The organism is Massilia genomosp. 1, assembly GCF_011682185.1.
GTDB classification, from domain to species: domain Bacteria; phylum Pseudomonadota; class Gammaproteobacteria; order Burkholderiales; family Burkholderiaceae_D; genus Telluria_A; species Telluria_A rubra.
Genome location: NZ_WHJF01000007.1, coordinates 1 through 18,402, shown reverse-complemented (window position 1 = coordinate 18,402; position 18,402 = coordinate 1). Strand labels below are relative to the sequence as shown.

The 18,402-nt window shown below is 62.7% G+C and carries 21 protein-coding genes; 17 read left to right on the top strand and 4 right to left on the bottom strand.

What is annotated here, in order from left to right:
- Positions 1 to 174: 174 nt before the first annotated feature.
- Positions 175 to 852 (bottom strand): DNA alkylation repair protein, encoded by a 678-nt coding sequence (locus F1735_RS04070; RefSeq protein WP_167235739.1) that lies wholly within the window; start codon positions 850 to 852, stop codon positions 175 to 177.
- A gap of 135 nt (positions 853 to 987) precedes the next feature.
- Between F1735_RS04070 and F1735_RS04065 the strand changes: the two genes are divergently transcribed.
- The 7 genes from F1735_RS04065 (at position 988) to F1735_RS04035 (ending at position 7,982) form a co-directional block, all read left to right on the top strand.
- Positions 988 to 2,166 (top strand): acetyl-CoA C-acyltransferase, encoded by a 1,179-nt coding sequence (locus F1735_RS04065; protein ID WP_167235738.1) that lies wholly within the window; start codon positions 988 to 990, stop codon positions 2,164 to 2,166.
- A gap of 63 nt (positions 2,167 to 2,229) precedes the next feature.
- Entirely contained in the window at positions 2,230 to 4,086 is a 1,857-nt protein-coding gene (locus tag F1735_RS04060; protein ID WP_167235737.1) for an acyl-CoA dehydrogenase, read from the top strand.
- 14 nt (positions 4,087 to 4,100) lie between these two features.
- Complete coding sequence (locus F1735_RS04055) at positions 4,101 to 4,403, top strand: Dabb family protein (RefSeq protein ID WP_167235736.1); 303 nt, start codon at positions 4,101 to 4,103, stop codon at positions 4,401 to 4,403.
- Positions 4,404 to 4,419: 16 nt separating this feature from the next.
- On the top strand, positions 4,420 to 5,202 hold the full coding sequence (locus tag F1735_RS04050) for an SDR family oxidoreductase (RefSeq protein WP_167235735.1): 783 nt from the start codon (positions 4,420 to 4,422) through the stop codon (positions 5,200 to 5,202).
- On the top strand, positions 5,199 to 6,200 hold the full coding sequence (locus tag F1735_RS04045) for an NADP-dependent oxidoreductase (protein ID WP_167235734.1): 1,002 nt from the start codon (positions 5,199 to 5,201) through the stop codon (positions 6,198 to 6,200). Before F1735_RS04050 ends, F1735_RS04045 begins: the two co-directional genes overlap by 4 nt.
- Before the next feature lies 1 nt (position 6,201).
- Entirely contained in the window at positions 6,202 to 7,104 is a 903-nt protein-coding gene (locus tag F1735_RS04040) for an SDR family oxidoreductase (protein ID WP_167235733.1), read from the top strand.
- An 89-nt stretch (positions 7,105 to 7,193) separates the two neighbouring features.
- Complete coding sequence (locus tag F1735_RS04035) at positions 7,194 to 7,982, top strand: hypothetical protein (RefSeq protein WP_167235732.1); 789 nt, start codon at positions 7,194 to 7,196, stop codon at positions 7,980 to 7,982.
- Positions 7,983 to 8,274: 292 nt separating this feature from the next.
- On the opposite strand, the gene F1735_RS04030 is transcribed toward F1735_RS04035, so the two are convergent.
- The 3 genes from F1735_RS04030 to ygfZ are packed head-to-tail and all read right to left on the bottom strand — an operon-like array spanning position 8,275 to position 10,349.
- Positions 8,275 to 9,012, bottom strand: coding sequence for an NRDE family protein (locus F1735_RS04030; protein ID WP_167235731.1), 738 nt, complete (start codon positions 9,010 to 9,012; stop codon positions 8,275 to 8,277).
- On the bottom strand, positions 9,003 to 9,293 hold the full coding sequence (locus F1735_RS04025; RefSeq protein ID WP_167235730.1) for a DUF4936 family protein: 291 nt from the start codon (positions 9,291 to 9,293) through the stop codon (positions 9,003 to 9,005). Before F1735_RS04025 ends, F1735_RS04030 begins: the two co-directional genes overlap by 10 nt.
- Positions 9,294 to 9,299: 6 nt before the next feature.
- Positions 9,300 to 10,349, bottom strand: a complete 1,050-nt coding sequence (gene ygfZ, locus F1735_RS04020; protein ID WP_167235729.1) for a CAF17-like 4Fe-4S cluster assembly/insertion protein YgfZ — start codon at positions 10,347 to 10,349, stop codon at positions 9,300 to 9,302.
- Between the two features lie 53 nt (positions 10,350 to 10,402).
- Here ygfZ and mltG point away from each other — a divergent pair, with 53 nt between their 5' ends.
- The 10 genes from mltG (at position 10,403) to F1735_RS03970 (ending at position 18,313) form a co-directional block, all read left to right on the top strand.
- Positions 10,403 to 11,437: an endolytic transglycosylase MltG gene (gene mltG, locus F1735_RS04015; protein ID WP_167235728.1), complete on the top strand. Its 1,035-nt coding sequence runs from the start codon at positions 10,403 to 10,405 to the stop codon at positions 11,435 to 11,437.
- 14 nt (positions 11,438 to 11,451) lie between these two features.
- Positions 11,452 to 12,078 carry a dTMP kinase gene (gene tmk, locus F1735_RS04010; protein WP_167235727.1) on the top strand — a complete coding sequence of 209 codons (627 nt, stop codon included), beginning with the start codon at positions 11,452 to 11,454 and terminating at the stop codon, positions 12,076 to 12,078.
- 27 nt (positions 12,079 to 12,105) lie between these two features.
- Positions 12,106 to 13,143 (top strand): DNA polymerase III subunit delta', encoded by a 1,038-nt coding sequence (locus F1735_RS04005; RefSeq protein WP_167235726.1) that lies wholly within the window; start codon positions 12,106 to 12,108, stop codon positions 13,141 to 13,143.
- 10 nt (positions 13,144 to 13,153) lie between these two features.
- Entirely contained in the window at positions 13,154 to 13,531 is a 378-nt protein-coding gene (locus F1735_RS04000) for a PilZ domain-containing protein (RefSeq protein ID WP_054262511.1), read from the top strand.
- 45 nt (positions 13,532 to 13,576) lie between these two features.
- On the top strand, positions 13,577 to 14,095 hold the full coding sequence (locus F1735_RS03995; protein WP_167235725.1) for a GNAT family N-acetyltransferase: 519 nt from the start codon (positions 13,577 to 13,579) through the stop codon (positions 14,093 to 14,095).
- Between the two features lie 16 nt (positions 14,096 to 14,111).
- Positions 14,112 to 14,918 carry a TatD family hydrolase gene (locus tag F1735_RS03990; RefSeq protein ID WP_167235724.1) on the top strand — a complete coding sequence of 269 codons (807 nt, stop codon included), beginning with the start codon at positions 14,112 to 14,114 and terminating at the stop codon, positions 14,916 to 14,918.
- Positions 14,919 to 14,988: 70 nt separating this feature from the next.
- On the top strand, positions 14,989 to 15,648 hold the full coding sequence (locus tag F1735_RS03985; RefSeq protein WP_167235723.1) for an ankyrin repeat domain-containing protein: 660 nt from the start codon (positions 14,989 to 14,991) through the stop codon (positions 15,646 to 15,648).
- A 244-nt stretch (positions 15,649 to 15,892) separates the two neighbouring features.
- A complete protein-coding gene (locus tag F1735_RS03980) occupies positions 15,893 to 16,816 on the top strand; it encodes a methyltransferase domain-containing protein (RefSeq protein WP_167235722.1) in 924 nt (307 codons plus the stop codon).
- 430 nt (positions 16,817 to 17,246) lie between these two features.
- A complete protein-coding gene (locus tag F1735_RS03975) occupies positions 17,247 to 18,074 on the top strand; it encodes a DcrB-related protein (protein WP_167235721.1) in 828 nt (275 codons plus the stop codon).
- A 2-nt stretch (positions 18,075 to 18,076) separates the two neighbouring features.
- Positions 18,077 to 18,313: a hypothetical protein gene (locus F1735_RS03970; protein ID WP_167235720.1), complete on the top strand. Its 237-nt coding sequence runs from the start codon at positions 18,077 to 18,079 to the stop codon at positions 18,311 to 18,313.
- Positions 18,314 to 18,402 lie beyond the last annotated feature (89 nt).

Here is an 18,402-nt window from a genome sequence, read left to right as displayed (position 1 = left end):
AGGAAAGCTGCGGGCGGCGCTGTCCGGCGCGCCTGTCAGCGTGACCTTGCCGTGTGCTGTTGCCGAGGCAGGCGGGGGCGCCTGGCACCAGCACGATACTGAACGAGACCAGCACGGACATGCCCAACGCGACCGACAAGAAAGAAATTTCGGAAAACCAAGATTGGCATCAATTTACTGTTGCATATCCAGATGTTTGGCCGCCTCACGCCGGGTCAGGGCCGACAAGCTGGCGTCGTTTTCCACGATAAATGCGCGCACGGCCTCGGGGTCATGGTGGGCGTAGTCGCGCAAGCCCCAGCCGATGGCTTTGCGGATGAAAAAATCCTCTTCGTGCGCCAGTTGCCCTGCGTAGCCGAACAGGCGCGCCAGATCGGTCTCGGCGCGCCAGCCCAACTGGTGCAGCATGGCGATGCGGCGCGTCCACAGGTCGGCGTGGCGCGCGGCCGCGTCCATGCGCGGCTGGCGCTGCGACGTGTCGGCGCGCACCACCGTGCCGACGAGTGCCGCCAGCGCATCGACCGTATCCCACCACGCCGCCTGGCGCGCCAGCGCGAGCAGCGCGTCGATATGCGCGTCATCGAAGCGCTTGACGTGCGCGGCCAGCAGGTCGATCGCCGCGTACTGGCATTCGCGTTGCGGCGCGCGCCAGAGGGCGGTGGCGGCGTCGAGCAGCACGCCCGGATCCGCCCCCTTGAGGCTGGCCACGAGCGGCTTGAGCGCGGCGCGCCGCGCCGGCGTGGGGATGCCGTGGAACGCGAACTGGTCGCGCATATAGGCGCTCATGCGCGCCGCCCGGGCCGGGTCGGCCAGCGGCGCGAGCAGCGATGTCACTTGTTCGGCAATGCTCATGGGCCTCTTTTTCAAGGTGGTGGACGACGGCGCGCCAGGCGCGAATGATTTTGCGAACGACCGTACTAAAATGTGCTATTCTCGTAGCGATCAACACAGCGCATTGCGCATATTAATCCAACTCAGGAGACACACATGATAGATGCCGTCATCGTATCGACCGCCCGCACCGGCCTGGCCAAATCGTGGAAGGGCGCCTTCAACATGACGCACGGCGCCACGCTCGGCGGCCACGTGCTGCAGGCCGCCATCGCCCGCGCCGGCATCGAGCCGGGCGAGGTCGAGGATGTCATCATCGGCTGTGCCAATCCGGAAGGCGCCACGGGCGCGAACATCGCGCGCCAGATCGCCTTGCGCGGCGGCTGCCCGGTCTCCACGGCCGGCATGACGGTCAACCGTTTCTGCTCGTCGGGCCTGCAAACCATCGCGCTCGCGGCGCAGCGCATCATTGCCGGCGAGGGCGATATTTACGCCGCCGGCGGGGTCGAATCGATTTCCTGCGTGCAGCAGGAAATGAACCAGCACATGCTGGCCGATCCTTGGCTCAAGGAACACAAGCCAGAGATTTACTGGCCCATGCTGCAAACGGCCGAAACCGTGGCCAAGCGCTACAACATCGGGCGCGACCGCCAGGATGAATATGGCGTGCAGAGCCAGCAGCGCGCCGCCAACGCCCAGGCCGCCGGCTTGTTCAACGCCGAGATCGTGCCCATGACCACCATCATGGGCGTAGCCGACAAAGCCTCGGGCATGCTGGTCACGCGCGAAGTGACCATCAGCGCGGACGAAGGCATCCGCGCCGACACCACGCTCGAAGCCGTCTCCAAGATCCGCAGCGCGGTGCCGGGCGGCGTCATTTCGGCCGGTAACGCCAGCCAGTTTTCGGACGGCGCCTCGGTTGCCATCCTGATGAGCAGCAATGTGGCGCAAGCGCGCGGCTTGCAGCCGCTCGGCATTTTCCGTGGCTTCGCCGTGGCCGGTTGCGAGCCGGACGAAATGGGCATCGGCCCGGTGTTTGCGATTCCCAAACTGCTGAAAAAGCTTGGCTTGTCGGTCGCCGACATCGGCCTGTGGGAACTGAACGAAGCGTTCGCGGTCCAGGTGCTGTATTGCGCCGACCGCCTCGGCATCCCGATGGACCGCCTCAATGTCAACGGCGGCGCGATCGCCGTCGGCCACCCGTACGGCGTCTCGGGTGCGCGCCTGGTCGGTCACGCGCTGATCGAAGGCAAACGCCGTGGCGTCAAGTACGTCGTTGCCACCATGTGCATCGGTGGCGGCCAGGGCGCCGCCGGCCTGTTCGAAGTCGTCTGATCCACGCCGGGGCGCGCCGCTCCGGCGCAGCCCCGCTTTCTTTGCCTTCCCGGGGGACGCTAGATGCCATCGAACATACTGTCGCGCCGCGACCTCGACTTCCTGCTGTACGAATGGCTCGATGTCGAGGCGCTGACCGCGCGTCCGCGCTTTGTCGACCACAGCCGCGAAACCTTCAACGCGGCCATCGATACCGCCGAACAGATCGCCACCGAGCTGTTCGCGCCGCATAACAAAAAGAACGATCAGCACGAGCCGCATGTCGATGGCCACACGGTGACCATCATTCCCGAAGTAAAAATCGCGCTCGATGCCTTTTCCGCCGCCGGCCTGATGGCGGCCGGGCAAGACTACGAATTCGACGGCATGCAGTTGCCATGCGTGCTGGAAAAAGCCGTGACCGCCTACTTCACGGCGGCCAATGTGGCCACCTCGGCCTACATTTTCCTCACCATCGGCAACGCCAACACCTTGCTGAAAACCGCCACGCCGCAGCAGATCGAACGCTTCGTGCGGCCTCTGTACGCCGGCAAGTTTTTCGGCACCATGTGCCTGTCGGAGCCGCAGGCCGGGTCCAGCCTGTCCGACATCAGCACCCGCGCCGAGGCGGACCCGGTCGACGGCGTCGATGGCGAGCGCCAGTACCGCCTTTCCGGCAACAAGATGTGGATTTCCGCCGGCGAACACGACCTGGCCGGCAATATCGTCCACCTGGTGCTGGCCAAGATTCCCGGCCCGGACGGGCGCCTGATTCCCGGCGTGAAGGGCATCTCCCTGTTCATCGTGCCCAAGTTCCTGGTCGGCGACGATGGCGAGCCGGGCGAGCGCAACGACGTCGTGCTGGCCGGTCTGAACCACAAGATGGGCAATCGCGGCACCACCAACTGCCTGCTCAACTTCGGCGAAGGGCGCTTCAAGCCGCTCGGCAAGGCCGGCGCGGTCGGCTACCTGGTCGGTCAGCCGCACCAGGGCCTGGCCAATATGTTCCACATGATGAACGAAGCGCGCATCGGCGTGGGCCTGGGCGCTGCCGTGCTGGGCGTGACCGGCTACCTGCACGCCCTCGATTACGCGCGCAGCCGCCCGCAAGGGCGCCATCCGGCCGAGAAAGACCCGGTCAAGCCGCAGTTGCCGATCATCGAGCACACCGATGTGCGGCGCATGCTGCTGGCCCAGAAAGCGTATGCCGAAGGCGCCATGGCGCTGGTGCTGTATTCGGCGCGCCTGGTGGACGAACAACGCAGCGCGCCCGACCCGGACGCACGGGTACACGCCGGGCGCCTGCTCGACTTCCTCACCCCGATCACCAAGTCGTGGCCGTCGCAATGGTGCGTGGAAGCGAACAGCCTGGCGATCCAGGTGCATGGCGGCTACGGCTACACGCGCGAGTACAACGTCGAACAGTTTTACCGCGATAACCGCCTCAACGCCATCCACGAAGGCACGCACGGCATCCACGGGCTCGACCTGCTGGGACGCAAGGCGTCGATCCAGGAGGGCGCGCTGTTCAAGGCCATCGGCGGCGAGATTGCGGCCACGATTGCCACAGTGCGCGCGGCCGATGTGTCGGTCGACCTGCACGCCAACGCCGACTTGCTCGAAGAAGAATGGCAGCGCATCGCCACGGTCACCAAGGCGCTGTACGCCGTGGGCGACCTGAACAAGACCCTGGCCAACGCCAGCCTGTACCTGGAAGCGGTCGGCCACACGGTCGTCGCCTGGATCTGGCTGGAACAGGCGCTGGTGGCCACGCATGCACTGGCGGGGTCGCCGTCTCTGGATGACAGCAACTTTTACAAGGGCAAACTGCAAGCCTGCCGCTACTTCTTCCACTGGGAACTGCCCAAGGTCCAGCAACAGCTCGACCTGCTGGCCAGCATCGACACCACCACGCTCGACATGCGCGATGCGTGGTTCTGAGGACCGACCGGACAATGATCAAGCACATCGTCATGTGGAAGCTGAAAGCAGTTGCCGAAGGCGCCGACCGCGCCTCCAATGCGCGCAAGATGAAGGAGCAGCTGGAAGCCTGCCGTAACATCGTGCCGGGCATGTTCGCGTTTGAAGTGTCGCTGGCCCAGCCGGGCCTGGAAGCGACGTACGACGTGGTGCTGTACGCGGAGTTCGCCGACAAGGAAGCGTTGAAGGCGTACGGCGAGCATCCGACCCACCACGCACTCAAACCATTCTTTGGCGCCATTCGTGACGAGCGCCAATGCATGGACTACCACATCTGAATAACAAGGATTCCCTATGCGTACTACGCAAGAACTGTTTTCCCTCGCCGGCAAGACGGCACTGATTACCGGCGGCTCGCGCGGACTGGGCCTGCAAATGGCCGAAGCGCTAGGCGAGCAGGGCGCCAGGATCGTCATTTCCTCGCGCAAGCAGGCTGACCTCGACGAAGCGGTTGCCCACCTGAAAGAGCGCGGCATCGAGGCCAGCGCCATCGCGGCCGACCTGGCGCAGGAAGCGCATATCCAGCCGCTGGTCGATGAAGCGATGAAGCGCCTCGGCCACATCGACATTTTGATCAACAACGCCGGCGCCAGTTGGGGCGCGCCGGCCGAAGACTATCCGGTCGAGGCGTGGGACAAGGTCATGAACCTGAACATCCGCAGCATCTTTCTGGTGACCCAGGCGGTCGGCAAGGCGTCGATGATTCCGCGCAAGTACGGCCGCATCGTCAATATCGCCTCCATCGCCGGCCTGGCGGGCAACCCGCCGGGCACCATGAAAACCATCGCTTACAACACCTCGAAAGGCGCGGTGGTCAACTTCACGCGCGCGCTGGCGGGCGAGTGGGGCGCGTACGGCATCACCGTGAACGCCATCGCGCCGGGATTTTTCCCGTCCAAGATGACCAAGGGCGTGCTGGAAACCATTGGCGAGGAAGCGCTGGCCAAGGATGCGCCGCTGGGCCGCATCGGCGACGATGAAGACTTGAAAGGGGCAACCTTGCTGTTCGCATCCGACGCGGGCAAGCACATCACCGGCCAGACCCTGGCGGTGGACGGTGGAGTATCGGCGGTATGACGGCCGCTACCTACCAGCGCGTGGTCCTGGCGTCGCGTCCGCGCGGCGAAGTCCAGCCCGACAATTTCAGTCTCGAGACGGCGCAGCTGCCCGCACTGGGCGAGGGCCAGGTGCTGGTGCGCAACCATTATCTGTCGCTCGACCCGTACATGCGCGGGCGCATGAGCGAGGCGAAGAGCTACGCGGCCACCCAGGCCATCGGCGAGACCATGATCGGCGGCACTGCGGGCGAAGTGCTGGAATCGAAGCACCCCACATTTGCGGTTGGCGACATGGTGGTCGGCATGCTCGGCTGGGCCGAGATGGGCGTGGCCGACGGTACGACCTTGCGCAAGGTTGATGCCAGCCAGATTCCCCTGTCGGCCTTCCTGGGCGTGGCGGGCATGCCCGGCATGACGGCCTGGTATGGCCTGAACCACATCATGAAGCCGAAGGCGGGCGACACCATCCTGGTATCGGCGGCCAGCGGCGCGGTCGGCAGCGTGGTCGGACAACTGGCCAAGATGCAAGGCTGCCGCGTGGTCGGCATCGCCGGCGGACCGGACAAATGCGCCTATGTCGTCAAGGAACTGGGCTTCGACGCCTGCATCGACTACAAGGCCGGCAAGCTGGTCGAGGACCTGGCCGCTGCCACGCCGGACGGCATCGACGCCATTTTCGAGAACGTGGGCGGAGCCGGCTTCGATTGCGCCTTGCCGCGCATGAACGCCTTCGGCCGTGTGGCGCTATGCGGGATGATCGCCGGCTATAACGGCGAAGATGTGTCGATCCGCAACATGCGCTTCATGCTCACCAGCCGCCTGACGATTCGCGGCTTCGTCGTCAGCGAACACCTCGACCTGTGGCCGCAAGGCTTGGGTGAACTGGGCGCGCTGGTCGCGAGCGGCAAGCTCACGTACCGCGAAACCGTGGCGCCGGACCTGGCATCGGCGCCGGACGCCTTCATCGGCCTGCTCAAGGGCCGCAACTTCGGCAAACAACTGGTAAAGCTCATCTGACATGAAAAACTTCCAAGACAAAGTCGCCGTGATCACCGGCGGCGCGAGCGGTCTCGGCCGCGAATTCGCGAAACGCGCCGCCAGCCTGGGCATGAAAGTGGTGTTGGCCGACGTGCAGCAGGACGCGCTGGACGCCACGCAGGCCGAGCTCGAAGGCGAGGGCGCGCAGGTGCTGGCCATGCTCTGCGACGTGCGCAAGGGCGAGCAGGTCCAGGCGCTGGCGGACGCCACCATGGCGCGCTACGGCGCGGTGCATCTGGTGTTCAACAACGCGGGCGTGGGTTCGGGCGGCTTGATCTGGGAGAATTCGGAAGCCGACTGGGAATGGGTGCTGGGCGTCAATCTGTGGGGCGTGATTCACGGCGTGCGCATTTTCACCAAATTGATGCTCGAATGCGCCAAGCAGGACCCGCAGTACGAGGGGCATATCGTCAACACCGCCTCGATGGCGGGGCTGCTGAACGCGCCGACCATGGGCGTGTACAACGTGTCCAAGCATGCGGTGGTGTCCTTGTCGGAAACCTTGTACCAGGACTTGCAACTGGTGGAGGCGCCGATCGGCGCGTCGGTGCTGTGCCCGTATTTTGTACCGACCGGCATCAGCCAGTCGCACCGCAACCGGCCCGAGGACGTGAAGATGACCGGCGGGCCAACCGCCAGCCAGAAGGCGGCGCAGGCGATGACGGTCAAGGCGGTCGAGTCGGGCAAGGTCTCGGCCGGCGATGTGGCGCAGATTACCTTCGACGCCATTCGCGACGGGCAGTTCTATATCTATTCGCATCCGGGCGCGCTGGGCAACGTGGGCGAGCGGATGGACGAGATCGTCAAGGGCATCAATCCGGGCGATCCGTACAAGGCCGCGCCGCATATCCGCGACATGTTGCGGGCCAAGATGAGGGGCTGAGGACGACGCATGCCGGGGCCTCGGCTCGCCCCGGAGTTGACGTGGTGCAATCTGCTAAACTCATCGTTTCTGCATAACCGGGGATGCAAATGGACCTTCACACCACGCTGACAATTGATGACTTTCGCAACAAATGCGATAAGGTCCGCAACGACGCTGAGAGCTATCACATGCACCCCAGCAGCGCTTACTGGGAATTGGCCGACATCGTGCTGGCGTCGTTGGCGCAAACAGCTAGTGCGGCGCTGTTCACAGAGTCCCAAGCCGACGTCCGGCGAATCGTCTTGCGCGCCTTGCGCCACTATCGGAGAACCGGGCAGCGCGAGTTGTGCGCCGTGCCCGACGCTCGACTCTGGGATGGCGGGCCGGAGGCGCGCGCCGCGATCACGACCCTGGCTGCGGCAAATCTGGTGCCGCAATCGATGACCCGCATCGCGGTCCCGGTACCCGTGTTCAGGGGACTGGAATGTATCCGCGCCATTGAACCGCTGCAACAGCGCCTCCCGGCCGAGGACAGCCTGCTGCGCGTGGAGTTGGTTGGCCTGGCTCGGGAAGTGCCTAATCCGCGTGCTCGTCCTGATCAATGGACGATGTCCTTGCAGATTACCGAAGACGAGCGGCGCAGCATCGACGCGGGCGCCTACGAGCGGGTGGTGGTGCGCAGCTGCGTGGCGACGTTCGCAATGCGCCGCAATGTCTGGATGGATTTTTGGCCGCGCTTCACCCTGGGCGATGTACGCCGGTTCAGCGTCATCCAGAAGGGAAACCCCTTTGGGAACCGAAAGCTGATCGTCAAGCTGGATATGGGTGACAAAGGCAAAATCTCGTGCGGCGACATGGAATTGCTGCGACTTGAAGACATCAGCTGTGCTGGGTAGGGATGGCGCTGCGAGCATCCAAAAGAGCGGCTCCGGCACTAATGCCGCAAATTTAAGCTACGTCATTCCCGCGCAGGCGGGAATGACGGTCTGGAAGTTGGTGGTCATAAAACCGCTTAGCTGAGCGGCAAAGCCATGGCGATCGGTAAGTTAGCAGCCTTTTCGCCAATCGGGCGTTTGCTTGATCCTCTGACGCTCATCGGGTTCTCCGTTCGGAAATTCAGCTTAGACCGATCAACGCCGCTTCGCAAGCTGGCTGGGCGGGGAGGCTAATGGCGTGCCGGCAGGGCACTCACGCCAGCATCCGCTCGTGCAACTCCGCAGGCGCATCGTCATACAGCTTGACCACGGTCGAGGTGCGCGTGCCGTAACCCGGAATCTCGATGCATACCGCGGACAAGCCCCGTTCCAGGTCGAGCGCGACGCCGGTGTCGGGCAAGCGCATGTCGGCCGCGCGGGTGGTGTCGGCCAGCATTTCGAAATACGCGTCTTCGGGCGCGCCCTGGCACAGCAAACTGGCGAACTGCGCCTTGGTGCGCACCACCTTCGGCCATGGCGCGTCGAGCAGGCTGTTGGAAATGCCGTAAATGCCCGGCGCCAAAGCCTGCCCATTGCGCGCGTCGCCGGCCCCGCGATTCGAAAACCAGACCATGCCGCTGCGGTCGCCCAGCACCAGGTTAAAGCCGTTGTAAGCTGCGCTGCCATCGGCAATCTGCGCGATATAGTCGGCCGCCGTCATCGTGCCGGCCAAAAAATCGACCACCAGCGCGCCGCGCGAGGGCGCATCGGTACGGCGCTCTTCGGGCGCGCGGATGTTGGTCAGCGCCGCAAACCGCGGGCCGTTGGCGCCGTCTTGCGTGATGCCCATCCAGCTGCCGCCGAACTTGAGGTCGCGCCCCGCGTATATGTTCGGATGCTCGGGCCACACGCCGGCCGGCGCGGTCGGGCGGTCATAGAATTCGTCGCGGTTGGCGGCGGCGATCAGGGGCACGCCGGGAACGACCTGCCATGCAAAAACAATCAGGCACATGTGCTTATATCCATGAAAACTTCCGTATGGCGCGGGCCATCGGTGAACTGATCCAGCCCGGCTTGCCCGACCGCCGCCGCCAGCGCAGTGTCGAACCCGGTGGGGCTGGCGGGATAGATTTCCATCCAGGTCTGGCGCCCGTCTTGCGCGCCGGGACGGCGTTTGAGCGAGCCCGTCACGCCCGTTGGCAAGGCCAGGGCGGCCTGCATGGCGCGCACCAGCGGCGCGAGGCGCGCCGCGTGCTCGTCGCGCACCTTGTAGTAAATATACAGGTCGACCATGGCAGGCTAGAGGTCGAGCGCGTCGAGCGCGTAGGGCATCGGCAACATGCGCAGCGGCACGCCGCTGGCCGAGCCAAGGTGGACATTGCCTTGCTCGATGGCCGCCAGTTTCATTTCCACCAGCGCATCGACGCCGCCGGCGCCGTTGGGCGCGCTGTTGACGATCATGCCGCACGGCTGGTCGGGATCGTCTGCGGCGAATACTTCGTCACCGGCCTGGGCCGGCGCATTGATCGTCGCCAGCGCGGTACGGCGCTTGAGCTTGCCCAAATACTGGCTGCGGGCAACGATTTCCTGGCCCGGATAACAGCCTTTCTTGAAATTGACGCCGCCGAGCAACTCGAAATTGACCATCTGCGGAACAAATTGCTCCTGCGTACGCAGGGTGACCTGCGGCACGCCGGCATGAATCTCGGACAGGCGCCAGGCGTCGGCGCCAGCCGGGCGCAAGGCGCTGGCGAGCGCCGGCCAGGCCGCCTGGGCCGCCTCGGGCGTGGCCAGCCACTGGTAGCGGGGCGCGCCAAACACGTCGGCCACGCGCAGCAAGGTACCGAGCGGGTGGTCGATGCGCGCGTACGGCGTGGCCGGCAGCGCACCGAACAGGGGCAGCAGCGCGGCCTCGGCGCCAGCGCCGCCAATGCCAAGCAGCACCATGGCGCCGCCAGCATCGCTGAACTTGGCTTTGGCGCGCAGCACGAACATGGACAGGCGCTTTTGCAGCGCGGGGGCAATGTCGCGCGCCAGCTGGAGGAAGACCGACTCGCTGCCGCGCCACATCAGGAAAGTTGCCTGCAAGCGCCCCTTGGGGGTACAGTAGCCCGCCAGCCGCACGTCCGCCAGGCCAAGATGTTCAACATCATTGCTCAGCTGATTGTGCAGGAACGTGGCGGCATCGTCGCCGCTGACCGCGAGCACGGCCTGGTCGGTGATGGCGGCAACGAAGCCCGATGCCAGCTCGGCGGCGGTGAGCGCATGGCCGAAGTCCGGCACGTGGCCGGAGCCGTCAGTGGCGAGTTGCGCGCCCTGCGACGAGAGATATTCATTCCAGTTGTTCATAAATTCCAAATATTTCCCGATTTAAGCTTTATCATTACGGGCTCATTATAGAGATGTCGCGAAAATCGCGCCGGACACGGCGTAAAACCACAGAATCGAGTTCGGACTTGTTCAAAAAATTACTCATATTGATCCTCCTGCTGTGCACCGGCGCGGCGATGTACTTCTTCACCTGGGCCAAGGAGCCGATCACCACGTCCGGCGAGCCCATCGCATTCACGGTCCAGCCTGGCAGCAGCGTGGGCACGGCGGCCCAGGAGATCGCCGACGCCGGGGTGCCGGTCAATCCCTACATGCTGTCCTTGCTGGCGCGCGCCACCCAGACAGCGTCGAAGATCAAGGCCGGCACCTACGAGCTCAAGCCGAACACCTCGCCGCGCCGCCTGCTCGACCAACTGGTGCGCGGCGAATTCGCCCAGGAATCGCTGACCATCATCGAAGGCTGGACCTTCAAGCAGATGCGCCAGGCGATTGCCAGCAACAAAGGCCTCAAGCACGATACGGACACGCTGTCCGATGCCGAACTGCTGGCCAGGATCACGACCGACTACAAGGCGGCCGAAGGCTTGTTCTTCCCGGACACCTATCTGTTCGCCAAGGGATCGAGCGACATGCAGATCTACAAGCAGGCGCACACCCTGATGATGAACCGCCTCGGCGCCGCCTGGGAAAAGCGCGACCCCAGCCTGCCGTACGACAACCCGTACCAGGCGCTGGTCATGGCCTCGATCATCGAAAAAGAAACCGGCCAGAAGTCCGAGCGCGCCATGATCGCCGGCGTGTTCGTGAACCGCCTGCGCCAGGGCATGATGCTGCAGACCGATCCGACCGTGATCTATGGCATGGGCGACAAGTACGCCGGCAACATCCGCAAACGCGACCTCGAAACCGACACGCCGTACAATACCTATACGCGCACCGGCCTGCCGCCGACCCCGATTGCCTTGCCTGGCGTGCAATCGCTGGCCGCCGCGCTGGGGCCGGCCAAGACCGACGCCCTGTATTTTGTGGCGCGCAAGGATGGCACCAGCCAGTTTTCCAGCAATTTGTCCGATCATAACCGGGCAGTGAATCAATATCAACGATAGGCGTTTCCCGTTCCATGACCGACAGTACCGCCTCAAGAGGCAAGTTCATCAGCTTTGAAGGCATCGACGGCGCCGGCAAGTCCACCCATATCGGCTTCGTCGCCGCCGCCCTGGCGGCGCGCGGCAAGCGCGTCGTCTCCTCACGCGAACCGGGCGGCACCGCGCTCGGCGAACAATTGCGCGAACTGCTATTGCACGAAAAGATGCACCTCGAAACCGAGGCCTTGCTGATGTTCGCCAGCCGCCGCGAGCACATCGCCCAGGTCATCGAACCCGGCCTGGAGCGTGGCGACTGGGTCATTTCCGACCGGTTTACCGACGCCAGCTTTGCCTACCAGGGCGGCGGACGGGGCCTGGAGCGGGCCAAGATGGAGGCGCTCGAGCAATGGGTGCATCCGCACCTGCAACCGGACCTGACCTTGCTGTTCGACGTGCCGCTCGCTGTGGCCCGTGCGCGCCTGGACGCGACCCGCACGCTGGACAAGTTCGAACAGGAAAAAGCCGATTTTTTCGCGGCCTGCCGCAATGAATACCTGCGCCGCGCGGCGCAGTTTCCAGAACGGATTGTTGTCATCGATTCCACGAAATCGATTGCCGAGATCCAGGCCGCCTTGGTCGACATCCTCGAAACGCTGCTGTAAGTGATTGATTAAACTAAGAATGTCGCGATGAGCAATACAATTTATCCCTGGCAGGCGAGTGCGTGGCAGCAATTGCAGCTGATGCGCGAGCGCTTGCCGCACGCGATCCTGTTCCACGGCGCCGCCGGCACCGGCAAGGCCGATTTTATCGAAGCCTTCGCCCAATCCTTGCTGTGCGAGAACGTGCGTCCCGACGGCCACGCTTGCGGCGCCTGCGGGTCCTGCGGCTGGTTTTCGCAGCAAAACCATCCCGACTACCGCCGCGTACGGCCCGAAGCGCTGGAAGACGAGGCGCCGGCGGACGGCGACGAGGGCGCCGAGCTTGACGGCGGCAAGAAAGCCAAGTCGACCAAGGCGCCGTCGAAAGAGATCAAGATCGAGCAGATCCGGGCGCTGGCCGACTTCATGAACATCTCCACCCACCGCCAGGGGCTGCGGGTGGTGGTCGTGTATCCGGCCGAGGCGCTCAACATGCCGGCCTCGAATGCCTTGCTCAAGACCCTGGAAGAGCCGCCGCCGGGCACCGTGTTCCTGCTCTCGTCGAACAGCCTGGACCGCTTGCTGCCGACGATCCTGTCGCGCTGCCGCAAGTTCGCCCTGCCCATGCCCGATGAAGCCGCCGCGCTGGCCTGGCTGAAAGAACAGGGCCTGCTTGATGCCGCCAGCTGGCTGCGCGAGCAGGGCGGCGCGCCGCTGGCCGCGCTGGCGCAATCGGAAACGGGTAGCCGCGAGGATTTGGAGGCGCTATTGCACTGTCTGGCGCATCCGAGCGTCGACGGCGCACTGCGGACTGCTGAAAAATTGAGCAAAGCACCGCTGTTGACGTTGGTTTCTTGGATGCAGCGCTGGCTTTACGATCTGTTTTCCTACAAACTAGCGGGTAGTATCCGGTATTATCCACGTTACCAGAACGAAATCGCCGTGCTTGCTGGCAAAGTACACACCGCGAACCTGCTGCGCGCGATGAAAAATGCAAACGACCGGCGCGCGATCGCGGACCATCCGCTGTCGCCGAAATTGTTTGTCGAAGACCTGTTGCTTGATTACACTGCATGCTGTACCTGAAAGGATTTTAATGTCTGGCAACCCTACTGACCCAAGCGCTCCGCAAATCACGCGTCCTTCGGTCCTGTCGCTTGCCATCAAGGAAAAGGCGGCGCTGTATGCCGCGTATATGCCTTTCCTGCGCAACGGCGGCATGTTTGTGCCCACTGTGAAGCCGTACAAGATCGGCGATGAGATTTACCTGATTCTGGCGTTGATGGACGATACCAATAAATACCCGATCGCAGGCAAGGTGGCCTGGATCACGCCCGCGGGCGCCAACAACAACAAGGCGCAAGGCATCGGCGTGCATTTCCCCGACGACGAGACCGGCCAGCGCGCCAAGTTGCGCATCGAAGAGATCCTGGGCGCGGCCCTGCGCTCCTCGCGCGCCACGCATACCTTGTAATCGCCCTTGTAACAACCCCTTAACCTGACTGTCACCGCTCGCTGTATGCCGTCTTTCGTCCATCGTGTTGCCCGTCCCGACGACCTGCCTGTCATCGTCGACATTTACAATTCGACCATCGCCTCGCGCGAAGTGACTGCCGATACCGAGCCGGTGTCGGTGGCCTCGCGCCAGGCATGGTTCGACGACCATGATCCCGAGCGCCGCCCGCTGTGGGTGCTGCACGCGGCCGACGACGCCGGCGCCAGCCCGGCGCTCATCGGCTGGATGTCGTACTCCAACTTCTACGGCCGTCCGGCTTACTCGGGCACCGCCGAACTGTCGATCTATATCGCCGAAAGCTGGCGCGGCAAGGGCATCGGGCGCTATTGCCTGGAACAGGCGATCGCCTACGCGCCGAACATTTCCGTGCATACCTTGCTCGGCTTCATCTTCGGCCACAATGCGCCCAGCCTGGCCTTGTTCAAGAAGTTTGGCTTCGATACCTGGGCCAACCTCCCGCGCGTGGCCAACCTGGACGGCATCGAGCGCGACCTGATCATTCTGGGCAAGCGTATCGGCTAAGGTTTACAATGGCGGGATGTATATCGACTCCCATTGCCATATCAATTTCCCCGAGCTTGCCGCGCGCATGCCCGAGATCCTCGCCACCATGGCCGCCAACAAGGTCACCCACGCCCTGTGCGTGTCGGTCGACCTGCCGGACTTTCCGCAGGTGCTGGCCCTGGCCAAGGAATATCCCCATATCTACGCCTCGGTCGGCGTGCATCCCGATTACGAGGACACGCCGGAACCTTCCGTCGACCAGTTGGTCGAATTGTCACAGCATCCGAAAATCGTCGCCATCGGCGAGACCGGCCTCGACTATTTTCGGCTCCAGGGCGACCTGGAGTGGCAGCGCGAGCGCTTCCGGGTGCATATCCGTGCTTCCAGAATCACGCGCAAGCCATTGATCATTCACACCCGCGCCGCCAGCGCGGACACCATCCGCATCATGCGGGAAGAGGGCGCCGGCACCGACAAGGGCGGCGTGGCCGGCGTCATGCATTGTTTTACTGAATCACTGGAAGTGGCCGAGGCCGCGATTGCGATGGGTTTCTACATTTCCTTTTCGGGCATCGTCACCTTCAAGAGCGCCAAGGAGTTGCAAGCGGTGGCCCGCGCCGTGCCGCTTGAGCGCATCCTGATCGAGACCGATTCGCCTTACCTGGCGCCGGTGCCGCACCGGGGCAAGATGAACGAACCGGGCTTTGTTTGCCATGTGGCCGAATACCTGGCGGCGCTCAAGGATGTGCCGCTGGCAACGGTGGCGCAGCAAACGACCGACAATTTTTTCAATCTTTTCAAGGCCATACGCGATGAAGTTGAAGTCGATTCTGCACTGTGAGCGCAGGTAAACCCGTTTCTGAGGAAATCGATATTTGTCAATGAATTCAAGGGATTAGGGAGTCAACTTCATGCTCAAGCTGATCAGTCGTTTGTTCCTGGCCGCCGTGCTTGCGAGCGCCTCGGCCACGGCGGCGGCCGATCCGGTACGCGATGTCGTCGTTGCCGCCCAGATGGACAACGCGTCCATGGTCCGCAAACTGCTCAACAACGGCGGCAACCCGAACACGGTCGATCCGATCACCGGCCAGAGCGTGCTGATCCTGGCGCTGCGCGAGGGCGCCAACGATGTCGTCAATGTGTTGCTCGACCAGCCCGGGATCGACCTTGAACTTGCCGCGCCGAACGGCAACCGCGCCCTGATGATGGCCGCGTTCAAGCGCAACAAGCCGGCGGTGCTGGCCTTGCTGGCCAAGGGCGCCATCGTCACCTATCCTGGCTGGACCCCGCTGCACTACGCGGCCGCCAGCGGCGACGACGAGATCGTCCGCATCCTGCTCGAGCACCACGCCTACATCGACGCCGAAACGCCCAGTCGACTGACCCCGCTGATGATTGCCGCACGCGAAGGCCACGAAGCGGCCGCCAAGCTGCTGATGCGGGAGGGTGCCGACGCCACCCTGCGCAATAATGAAAGCCTGACCGCCGCCCAGATCGCCGAGCGTGCCGACAAGCCGCGCATTGCCGACGCCATCAACGCCCATCTTGCCCAGAGGCGGCGCGGCCTTTAGGGGACCCGGCGGTGCAAGCGGGCACCGCAAGCGGGTGCCGCAAGCGGGTGCCGCAAGCGGGCACCGCAAGCAGGTGCCGCAAGCGGGCGCCGTCAAGCGCCGAACTGGCACGGAAAAGCGAGTTATCTCGCGGCATCAAACTGCACCCATGTTGTTGATAATGATTAGGTCGTACTAATCAAAGCCAAGCAACGGCGGGGCATCCGGGCCGTGACGGCCTGGCCGCCAATCCAAAGGGAAAATCATGCTGAACGAACGCGAAATCGAAAGCTGCTATCTGGGACAGTTCATTCCTGTCCACTATCACCACAATATGTTGATGGACCAAAACCGGATGCACGGTTTCAAGTCGGCGATCCACTACGCGGTTTTCCCTGGCGCCAAGGTGCTCGAGCTCGGCGGCGGAACGGGCGTGCTGTCCTGGTTCGCGGCCGCCAAGGCTGAAAAAGTGTACTGCGTCGAATTCAATCCCGACATGGTCAAGGAAGCGCGCAAGATGATGTCGATGAACCCGAACGGCCACAAGGTCGAGGTGGTGCATGCCGACGCCTTCGAATACCTGCCGCCGGAACCGGTCGACATCGTCATCTGCGAAATGATCCACGTTGGCATGTTGCGCGAAAAGCAGGTGGAAGTGATCGAATCGTTCAAGCAGCGCTACCTGGCGCGCTTTGGCGGCCCGCTGCCGCGCTTTTTGCCGGAAGCGGTGATCATGGCGGTCCAGCCATTGCAGCAGGAATACGATTTCGAGGGGTTTTACGCGCCTATCGTGCAGTTCCAGGAAACCACGGTGATCCATCCCGGCACGGTCGAACTGGCGCCGCCGTCGGTGTACAGCATTCTCGACTTCAGCCAGCCGCAAGACACCCGCATCGCATGGGAAGGCAAGTTTTTGATCGAAAAGAATGGCGTCGTCAATGCGATGCGTTTCATTACCAAGAACGTGCTGGCAGTCGTGAGCGAAGAGAACGCCACCATCGACTGGCTGAACCATTACATGACCTTGCCGCTGCAACAAGGCGTACAGTGCAAGGCGGGCGATGTGTTGCAGGTGAGTTTTCATTACCGCGCCGGTGGCTCGATTCCGTCGCTTGAAGCGGCGATCCGGGTTGATGTGCTGCGTGCGGTGGTGCCGGAATCCGTCGAAAGGGTGCGCGTCTACGCCTGATAAGGGGTGACCACAGAATTCGGAAAAAATAGTACGCTAAGCTCAAATTACAGCTGAGCACCTTGGGGCGGTGACGGAAATGGTCTAAAGTAACATTTCCGACTGCCCAGCAATCCAACAGGATTTTACGTCCACATCGGTCCCTAGGGACGAATGCGGTACGCACAAGAGGAATGGATGTCATGGCACAGACTAGAGAAATCACAAAATCCAGAAAAATATGCTAAAGAGGCGTATCAATCTCTTCAGATAGGCTTCGATTACACCGAAATGTTTTACAATCCGAAATGCTAGCAAAAGATGCAATAATTGTTTGCTGTCAGTCAAATATGAGCGGCAGTATTTCGAACCTCTCGCGGGCATCTAGTAACTCGTGACCATTCACAACACCGATTTCAGAAAATAGGCCGCGCTTATTAGCGCAAGAATTATGCAACAACAATCAGCAACCGAGTACCATGCCAATCACGCGTCCTTTGAGATGCCGACGCAACTCAAGGACAAGTCCATGCACATGTTCACGCTCAATGACAGCGGGCCGAGCAATTTCAGCGTAGTCGTTTCGCACGCCGAGGTGCTCGATGGCGAGACCTTGATCGCCTTTAGCAAACGCATGATCCAAGAGATGTCGAACGCCCTGCCACGATTCACACTCAGCCTTTCTGAAGAACGCAGACTTGATGACGCCCCAGCCTGGGAACTTGCGTACAGCTGGCCCAGCGGTAATCACTATATGTACCAGCGTCAGGTGATGACGCTGGTGGAGGGCGCACAAGGTGGTACGGTTCAGGCCATGCTGATCGCAGCGACCTGTCTTGCGCCATTTAGCGCGAGCTGGAACGCAACTTTTGATGGCATTCTCAATAGCACCCGGCTACGCCGCAAACTGGCGCAGCCGGTGGACCTCGCCACGCCAGCTGAGGCCTTGTCCACCATCTTTGTTTTGTCGGAACGCCGCCGAACGCTGCACGCCTTTGTCGACATGAATGAGGCGTGTGGCAAAATTGACCCGAGAGAAGTCGAGCAGGATGCCTGGGCATTTTTTAGTGCAAGCGGTGCGCCGCTGCACGCCCGTCTGCTCGATCCGACCGACGACAAGCCGGGGCGCAAATCGTATGTACTCGACGTACGGGCAGATTCGTCTGCTCCACGCCTGCACGATTGTCTGCACATGGCAGCGCTATTGGTCACCAGTTCACCAGCATTGCTATTTACCAGCATTGCCGACGTGCGCGCCCATCTCGTAAAGGAGCGCTAGACATGCCAAAAGCAGCACGCGCTCTTGATCCAATCGGCCATGCGCCAGTCGTAAGCAGCCTGCTTAAAGGCTTGCTGGTGGGCGCGGCAATCGCCCTGGTTGCCGTCGCTGTCATCGGTACCGGTGGACTGGCCGCTTTGGCCTTGGTCGGCGCCGGGGCCGCCGCTGGCGCCGCAATTGGCACTGCGATCAGCGGCATGATCCCCCCTGTGTCAAACTGTTGTGAGACAACTTCATAACTCTAATTAAGGAAGTTGGTACCCACATGGAATCGAATATGACACCAGCAGCAGGACGCATCCAAGACGATATCGATGGTTTTTCTGAC